The sequence below is a fragment of the Caldibacillus thermoamylovorans genome (assembly GCF_000751775.1).
Taxonomy (GTDB): Bacteria; Bacillota; Bacilli; order Bacillales; family Caldibacillaceae; genus Caldifermentibacillus; species Caldifermentibacillus hisashii.
On the sequence record NZ_CCRF01000058.1, the window covers coordinates 1 to 7,997 of the forward strand.

Here is a 7,997-nt window from a genome sequence, read left to right on the forward strand (position 1 = left end):
GAAACATAAGATATATACAATGAGTGTTGCAAGTGTGTATCCCCATTATATTGCGAAAGCTGAGAAAAAAGGTCGTACAAAGTCAGAAGTTAATGAAATTATTTGTTGGTTGACAGGATATATCCAGGAACAGTTAGAAGAACAACTGGAAAAACAGAATGATTTTGAAACCTTTTTTGCAGAAGCTCCGCAATTGAATCCTGCACGGACTTTAATTAAAGGAGTAATCTGCGGCGTTCGAGTGGAGGAAATAGAAGAACCAACAATGCGAGAAATTCGTTATTTAGACAAGCTAATCGATGAGTTAGCAAAAGGGAAATCAATGGAAAAAATTTTACGTAACTAATATTGAACAATAAAATTAGGGTACTAATCTTAATAATTTCGGACGCAAGCGGGCAGCACGACCCCCTACTTTGTAAACTCGTGGGGTCTTACTGCCCGTTAAGATGGTATAAAAAGCTACTCCCTTTTTTAACAGTAAGACCATTAACAATTTAAAACAAAGCAAAAAGTTCTAGTCCGAATGAGCTGAGATGTTCAAATTGACAAATCAACTGAGAAAAATTTAGGTAGTTCTTTTTCACGTTTATCAAGCATAATCTGTTCTGGCTTAATGCCTTGCCCACGAAGTACTTCAATGTTCTGCACAAGGAACTCGTCGCTACCTACAATATAGAAGAACCCATCCTTGTCTCCAGCAAGATTTTTCACTTCTTCATAATAGTCTTTACGGTTATCGACGAACTGTGCCGTGAAATTCTTGTCATGAGCGGATGTAAAAATATTTGTAAATAAAAAGTCTCTTTTTGAATCGATATTCAAGGAATAAATGTGTTTGACATTGTCAGCACGGTTGAAATATTCAAGTACAAGCGGTCTGAAAGTTGCCAAGCCGACACCCGAAGACAACAGGTAAACATTTTTATCTTCCCTTTTAAGCGGCACATTTGAATGAGTTTTAAATATGGCAACTTCATTACCAACTTCAAGATTTCTTAAAATTGTTTTAAACTCAGAGCACTGCTCCTTGAATCGTGTTGTAATACCAATTGCACCTTCATGTGGTAAAGTGGAAATGGACATATGACGGACCAAACTACGATTTGGTTTATCCCCAACATTAAAACCTTCCAGTCCGAGATGCGTGTGTGACCCTTCCTCCCATGTAAAATCTTCCGGAACGTCGAGCAGGTACGTTTTCACCTCAGGCGTTTCCTCAATAATTTTATTTATTTTCGTCCAGTATATTTGCATCGTATAATCTCCTTACTTAATTAATGTGTTATTAACAAATATACTATAATTGATAACAATTCTCAATTAAAAAGTTGATCGTTTCAGAAAATGATCTGGTTTACCTTACTAATAGTGAATTAAAATATTTCTCTTTCCTTTAGGTAAAAATCTTTTCAAAGCCTTTCATAATGTGGATTTTCTCCAGTTAAGTAGTTTCAGTGAGTTATACTCTCATTTGTTTGGAAAAGGACCTCTTCTCTTATCCTATTGTTTATATGATAAACGAATAAAGTTTGGTCCGAATCCACAACCAAATCTTCAATAAAGCACCGGTTAGTTCAATATTTTTATCAATTCAATTTCGTCTCTGATTGGGATACCATCATTGCCCATTAATGGAATCCACTAAATTACATAAAATTCAAAAAAGTACTGCCAAAAGATTCGGTAAAGGTTTCACAATCGAACGGGATACATACATGGCAAAAGAACCTTCCACTTTTCTGGTCAGCGGAACCCATTGAAAATTGACATCAAGATGGTGAATAATGTAATCGTTATTATTTCAATTAAGAAGTAAAAAACATTTCAGTAACAGTTAACCCTTTGGGAACAAGAACGTTTCAAGAGGAGCGTCTTTGTTCCTTCAATCTTCGCATTTGGTATGAGATTATCCATATCTTTTGCATGTTTTTATTTAGCTAACGATTCAATTTCATTTTCAACCTTTTTCCATAAATTCCTCTTCTTTGTTAATGAACACTCAACTTAACTTAATTATCTCGGTGTCTTTCAAGCATTTCCTTTCGATAATCTTCAGACTTCCCTCTTGGTATGCTGAGTGTCTTCCATTCATTGTTCTTTAGCTGTTTTCCAATATAAACAATCTGTCCGACATGATACGCGTAATGGGCCATTTGCCGCTCAATTGCTTCTAAAACTAAATGCTTCTCACCACGAATTTTTATCGTTTTTAATAGATCATCTTCTTTTAAACCAGTTAGTGTATCTATTAGAACATCCCATCCTTTTTCCCAAACACTAATTAACTCTGATTTTGAAGAGATGTCATCAATAAATTCTTCATCAAGATTTCTATTTTCCTTTTCCCCATCGGAAGTTAGGAAATCGGTCCACCTGGAAATCATATTGCCACTTAAATGTTTCACGATGACGGCAATACTATTAGATTCCTGATTATACGTCCAATGGATATCTTGTTCCGATAACTGTTCAATTGTTTTATCTCCGAGGGTTTTAACACTTTTAAAACGTTCAATAACAACTCTCAAATATACATTCCCAATTTTCATCATCATCACCCGCCGAAAGTTATAATTTTAATACGAATATCATTACTTTTTTGTAAAATCTTTTCTTTTGCTTCAATAGTTGCCGGGCGGAACTTTTTTTCTCTTTTGATCTAAACTGAGATTTTTATTTCGAGTTCCTCCAAAAATAATTTCACTTTTATACTTGGGGGCGGCTAAGGTCTTTTGCCTCACCAAATACATCCTTAACCGTTTTTTCAGTGTCACCGATTCCTGCATAAGCTTCTAGCGATATTTGCAGAAGTCGGATTTCTCCAATCTCTTCCTTTATCGTATCAAACCAGACCTTGATTAGTGAAATTGGCGCATTTACTAGATAACCATTCATTAAATTTCTTCAAAAACTCAACTTACTCAAAAAGCTTATGGCTATTATAGAAACTATGACTTTTTAAATGATGATCAATAAACAAGAGTAACTCGTATTATCTCGATAACAGCAAAAAAAGATGGAACATATAGCTATGTAGTTGATTGGGTACGCTGGGGTGAAAGTTGGGCAACATTAGACTTTGATATCGAAACGAACTAATAATAACAGAAAACCAAGTGCATAGCTCAGAAATGACAGGATTCAATTATAAAAAAAGAAAAGACACTAATTTTTCAATTTAAAAACGAAGAAGCGTTAATTTTCTGTTATATATGATTTGGTTCGAATAGATTTCACAAAAACTAAGGAAACTCCTAGAATCATGATAAAAATTGCTATCCCAGATACATAAGGTTTTGAACCAATTAGCTGCGGAACTATTCCTCCCAATAGCGCACCTAACGGCATAAATAATGTGGTAAGGCTACTAATTGCAGTTCCAACTCTTCCAATCATATTTTCCGGTGGTAATTGTTGAAAAAGCACAGAAAAAATAACATTTATTACACCTATTGAAATACTGGCTAGAAATGCAAATAGGTAAATAAAATGACCTCCAATTGATAACCCAATAAGCCAAAAAGCACCATAAAGCACTATAGTACCAATCACAATTGCACCAAATTTAACTCTCTTACTAACGAAATCACTAACTATCGCTCCTACCATACTTCCTAGACCAGAAGCTGTAAGTAAAATACCATACGAAGAAGCGGATTCAAAACTTTCCTGTGATATAGCTGGTAAATTTACGGTGAGGCTTGCTAACAAAAAATTTAGAATTAAAAATGGAATCATTAATTCTAATATTTCTCTTTTACTAACAAACTTAAGACCTATTTTTAAATCCGAAAAATACGTATATTCTCCTTGGTCTTTCTCTGTTTTTGTACTTCCCTTTATCTTTAAAAGTGAAAAAAAGATAGTTGCAAGGATAAAAATTGAAATATTTCCCACTAAAATTGTATAAATAGAGGTTGCAGCAATTAAAATTCCAGAAATTGCATTAAAAAATAACTCTACCCCATTAGCAGCAACTGACATCATTGAATTTGCCTTAGTTAAATCTTTTTTTTCTACAAATTTTGGTATTAACGTTCCTTCGATTGGATAAGTAAATTCAGATAAAAAAGCCAAAAAGGGTAAGACTAATAAAATAGCATAAATGGATAGATGATTAGCATAAATGAATAATATAATGAAAAGTAATAGAGCTTGTAATAGTGAAAACAGCACTAAGATGTTTTTCTTGTTAGCTCGGTCAATTACCGGACCATAAAGGAAGGAAAAAACTTCCGGTAACAAAAATAATGCACCGGCAATTCCTGTATATAATGTATTATTTGTTAGGTCAAATACCATCCACATTATAGTTATATAGTAAAGGCTATCTCCCAGGTTAATTAAAAATCTTCCAAATAGTAGGTTTGTGAAATTCTTATTAATAAACATTATTTATTGTTCTCCTAATTTGCTTAGTGATTGAATTATCCCTTAAATAGAACTTCGAGATTTATTCCATATTTAATTATTTTCAAAAAGGTTCTTCATTCAACTTAATCGGTGTAATGATACCTTTTTCCCAGTCCGATCGAGTTGCTGCATATATAATCGCATCCATAAGCGACCCATCATCATTTTCCCATGCTTCCCTTAAGTAGCCTTCCTTCACAAATCCGGATTTTGCTAATGTTTTTCGCATCGGTATATTATCATAACGGGTGTAGGCTTCAATTCGTATTTTCATATCAGGAAGATTAAATATATAGTCTTTTATCCAGTTAACCGCTATGGTTCCGTAACCTTTTCCTCTCCATTTTGTTGCCAAACGGATGTCAAATAAAGGAATTGAATCCGTTATATCATCTAGAATAATCAATCCGATTTTCTCGCCATCTTTATTTATCCAAAATGTTGCCCGCTCATCCTGAAACCAGCCTTTACGAAACGATTGCATAATTTTATATTTTGACGGATAAGGATCACGATGAAATTCCCACGTATTTTCTATAAAAAAAGCAACTAATTCTTCCAATTCATCTTTTAAAGGTGAAAAAGTCAATTCTCCCATCTAACTATCCCCTTATTTTTTATATTTCTTTTTTATATTTTAATTCCTTTATACCATATTCCCAATATTTCTGTATTATAATGTTTCAGGATGCAGAAATTACTATTTGCTGAAGCGATGACTGACAGTTCAGTATTAGCTCGATTTTATTCATCGAGGACCTCTATTAAAAAAATCCGTTCTTCAAAACTACCTCGTTCTTCAGCCTTTTTCAAACGAATTTGCTCAACTTTATCGAAACTAGCTGCATGAACTTTGGCAAGAGCGTGTATAATTTCTAATAAATCAGCCAATTCCTCCAAGGCCTCTTCGTTTGTCTCTGAATTCAAAAATTCATCTAGTTCCTCTTTACTTTTTCTACGTAATTCGGTGACAAATTCCTCTTCATCTAAAATTTTCGTATCAGCTAGTTTACCAGTGCTTTTTATTATTTCCGGAATTCGATCCCGAACAAGTTTATTATGTATTGGCATAAAGGTGGCTCCATACAGGTTCTAGTATTTATTTTACTAACTACCATTATAATGGATTAGATTGGCTCGATAAAGCATTTTTCCAATTTAAAATCAACTATAAAAATGATTTATTCTGTTCAACGTGCTTCAGTTTCAAAAAACAATTAAAATTACAATGAAGATTATTAAATTTTCTCATTAAAAAAAGTTTGAGGTCACAATCCTCAAACTCCTTAAGTTGAACTACTTTGTTGTATTTTTTTACTACCGGGATTAATAACTTCTTTCCGAGTATACCTACACTTCGGATAATTACTACATCCAACAAACTTCCCATACTTCCCATTTTTAACTTGTAAATTCCCACCGCATTTTGGACATTTACTATTATCGACATTTGCCTTTTGCTTCCCTTTAGCGTTATTAATATTTTGTACATGCTGTTTTTCAATTTCCTTCTTTTTGCTTTTATTTCCTATCATCAATCTATTTAACTTACCAGATATCTTTTCGGCTGTTTCTTTACTAATAACGGTCGTTTGATACTGCTCAATTGTTTTAATCAAGTTTCTTACATAGATTACATCAGCTTCCTTAAAATTCATTCCTGTTTTAAACGAAGCACTTTTAAAAAATACAACCATTGAAAAATACGGTACCGATTCAAACTCAGGCCCTAACCACTCCTTTAAGCTTTTAATATGGCCTTTATTTTGCCAAATGGGGTTTAAAAATTTTTCTTTTCTTTTATAGATTACTTGGGTCCAATATTTTTTATTTTCCTCACCAAAGATCCAACCATCATAATTTTTCGTTTCCAAAACAAAAATTCCATATTCAGAGACGACTATATGGTCAATTTGGGAGTATCCACCCGCTTGTTTTGGTATGTATAGATCGTGAAATGCCTTATATTGATTCGGCTTAAGCTTTTCAAGTTTTTCAATTTCTGTTTGGACTCTTCTTTCTCCTACTTTTCCAGTCCACTTTGGTAGGTTTTTGTTAACCCATATACTAATAGCACCAAGTACGAAGAATATGACAACAAACTGTATAATTCCTTCCACTTCATCAAAGCCCCTTTATCCCGCATTCTGTACAATCATTCCATTATCCGAAAGGCTAATCTAATCACGACATTCATTTGGGTATTATCGAAATTGGTGAACCTTCTACGACAAGCTCAATAGACTCTACAGATCATTTTTAAATAAAGTTTCATCACTTGCAGGAAACTTCTATACTTCATTTATTCGAGCCACTTTTACTAGTTAAGTAGTCTCCCGTACTTACTCCCTTACAAATCCCTCTTTACATAATATAAAAAACACTCGGCGATTGCCGAGCCTTTAGGCGAGAGCAGAGCCGCAAGAGCACTTATGCGTTAGGAAAGTAGAAATTGAAAAATTTATACTTTCCTATTAGCCAAGAAAGACCGATCTTGGAGTCCCTCTTCTTTCTCTAAGATGTTTCAGCTAAATCCGATACTTTTCATGGACAATTCGTCATATTATGTACCAAGAACAGTGGTCTGTTTGTATTTCCGTATGTATTCTCCTTTCTCATCACAATTCTTATTATCTTCCATTATACAGCGAAATTTTTACAATTTTCAACAAAAATAGTCATTTTATACCAATTTCCTTTTATGATAGACTGGTTTCGATAATTGGAATGCTTACGATTGTTTATTGCTTAAATATACTCGAAAAATCGTAACAAGAAGTAAGCGGAGTACCGCAAACATTTCGAAAGTTTTGTACACTAAGCTAAAATTCGACATAAAAACAGCCAAAAATCTGTACTATAAGGGAGTTCCTTTAGGTAACCTCGTATTTTACAACGTTAAGAACATTTTCAAGACAAGTACCCTTGATTTAGAAACGTTTCAAACTATATCCTCCTCTCAAATAAGCCCATAGCTGCTTACTGATGATTTCGAGTTTCACATTACTTACTTTTGAAATAAAATGAGTGGACAATGAGTGCAACGATATATTCTGGCTGATTTTCTTGGACATCTATTACTTGTACATTACTAATCATATGGTTGGGTTTTAATGTGCCTAGTAGCTTTCCACCTTGAGTTAGTGAAATGCCGGATGTCACTGTAATTGCGGATGATTTATACAATTTATCATAAAAGTTGAACTGGATGGCTTCTTTTAATTTTGCAGCATTTTTTAAATTTATTAATGTTCGCGCTTCACCAATTCGTTCTCCATTTTTATAAATTATCCACTGATCTTGATGGGAAAACCACTTTTCAGGTTACCATTGTACATCATAAATGTCCTTGTTAATTTGAATTTCTAAGGACAAGTACCAGTTAAATCCAAAAATATCCCCGATAAAATATTGCCATTTTTGTGGAAAATAACGTTTTACATAACCTCTCAGCTCTTCCCCTTTAAAAAGTGGCTTTTGATTCATTAATGACTTTTGGATATTGTAAAATGACCACCCATCAATATTTTTGGGTTGGTAAGAACGCTCTTTGGCTGCCAGTCTCTGACTAATCAAAAAAA

Annotated in this window: 9 protein-coding genes; 1 reads left to right on the forward strand and 8 read right to left on the reverse strand. The window is 33.6% G+C overall.

What is annotated here, in order from left to right:
* Positions 1-346, forward strand: a 346-nt coding sequence (locus BT1A1_RS09140; RefSeq protein ID WP_072012679.1) for a DUF2200 domain-containing protein, incomplete at its 5' end; no start/stop codon positions are given.
* A gap of 194 nt (positions 347-540) precedes the next feature.
* On the opposite strand, the gene BT1A1_RS09145 is transcribed toward BT1A1_RS09140, so the two are convergent.
* From BT1A1_RS09145 to BT1A1_RS19075, 8 genes are all read right to left on the reverse strand, one after another.
* Positions 541-1,257 (reverse strand): bifunctional nitric oxide dioxygenase/dihydropteridine reductase 2, encoded by a 717-nt coding sequence (locus tag BT1A1_RS09145; RefSeq protein WP_034770379.1) that lies wholly within the window; start codon positions 1,255-1,257, stop codon positions 541-543.
* A gap of 755 nt (positions 1,258-2,012) precedes the next feature.
* Positions 2,013-2,552, reverse strand: coding sequence for a DUF1572 domain-containing protein (locus BT1A1_RS09150; protein WP_034770380.1), 540 nt, complete (start codon positions 2,550-2,552; stop codon positions 2,013-2,015).
* A gap of 157 nt (positions 2,553-2,709) precedes the next feature.
* Positions 2,710-2,898 carry a hypothetical protein gene (locus BT1A1_RS09155; protein ID WP_034770383.1) on the reverse strand — a complete coding sequence of 63 codons (189 nt, stop codon included), beginning with the start codon at positions 2,896-2,898 and terminating at the stop codon, positions 2,710-2,712.
* A 300-nt stretch (positions 2,899-3,198) separates the two neighbouring features.
* Positions 3,199-4,395, reverse strand: a complete 1,197-nt coding sequence (locus BT1A1_RS09160; RefSeq protein ID WP_072012680.1) for an MFS transporter — start codon at positions 4,393-4,395, stop codon at positions 3,199-3,201.
* An 82-nt stretch (positions 4,396-4,477) separates the two neighbouring features.
* Complete coding sequence (locus BT1A1_RS09165; RefSeq protein ID WP_034770385.1) at positions 4,478-5,014, reverse strand: GNAT family N-acetyltransferase; 537 nt, start codon at positions 5,012-5,014, stop codon at positions 4,478-4,480.
* A gap of 146 nt (positions 5,015-5,160) precedes the next feature.
* The gene (locus BT1A1_RS09170; RefSeq protein ID WP_034770386.1) at positions 5,161-5,487 is read right to left on the reverse strand and encodes a nucleoside triphosphate pyrophosphohydrolase; all 327 of its coding nucleotides are present in this window, start codon (positions 5,485-5,487) and stop codon (positions 5,161-5,163) included.
* 215 nt (positions 5,488-5,702) lie between these two features.
* The gene (locus tag BT1A1_RS09175; RefSeq protein WP_051989081.1) at positions 5,703-6,536 is read right to left on the reverse strand and encodes an NERD domain-containing protein; all 834 of its coding nucleotides are present in this window, start codon (positions 6,534-6,536) and stop codon (positions 5,703-5,705) included.
* 1,204 nt (positions 6,537-7,740) lie between these two features.
* The coding region (locus BT1A1_RS19075; protein ID WP_197057093.1) for a hypothetical protein at positions 7,741-7,997 on the reverse strand (257 nt) is incomplete at its 5' end.

Bases quoted from the DNA above. Each gene is read 5' to 3' on its own strand.
- BT1A1_RS09145 (WP_034770379.1), bottom strand. From the start codon at position 1,257: ATGCAAATATACTGGACGAAAATAAATAAAATTATTGAGGAAACGCCT.
- BT1A1_RS09150 (WP_034770380.1), bottom strand. From the start codon at position 2,552: ATGAAAATTGGGAATGTATATTTGAGAGTTGTTATTGAACGTTTTAAA.
- BT1A1_RS09155 (WP_034770383.1), bottom strand. From the start codon at position 2,898: ATGAATGGTTATCTAGTAAATGCGCCAATTTCACTAATCAAGGTCTGG.
- BT1A1_RS09160 (WP_072012680.1), bottom strand. From the start codon at position 4,395: ATGTTTATTAATAAGAATTTCACAAACCTACTATTTGGAAGATTTTTA.
- BT1A1_RS09165 (WP_034770385.1), bottom strand. From the start codon at position 5,014: ATGGGAGAATTGACTTTTTCACCTTTAAAAGATGAATTGGAAGAATTA.
- BT1A1_RS09170 (WP_034770386.1), bottom strand. From the start codon at position 5,487: ATGCCAATACATAATAAACTTGTTCGGGATCGAATTCCGGAAATAATA.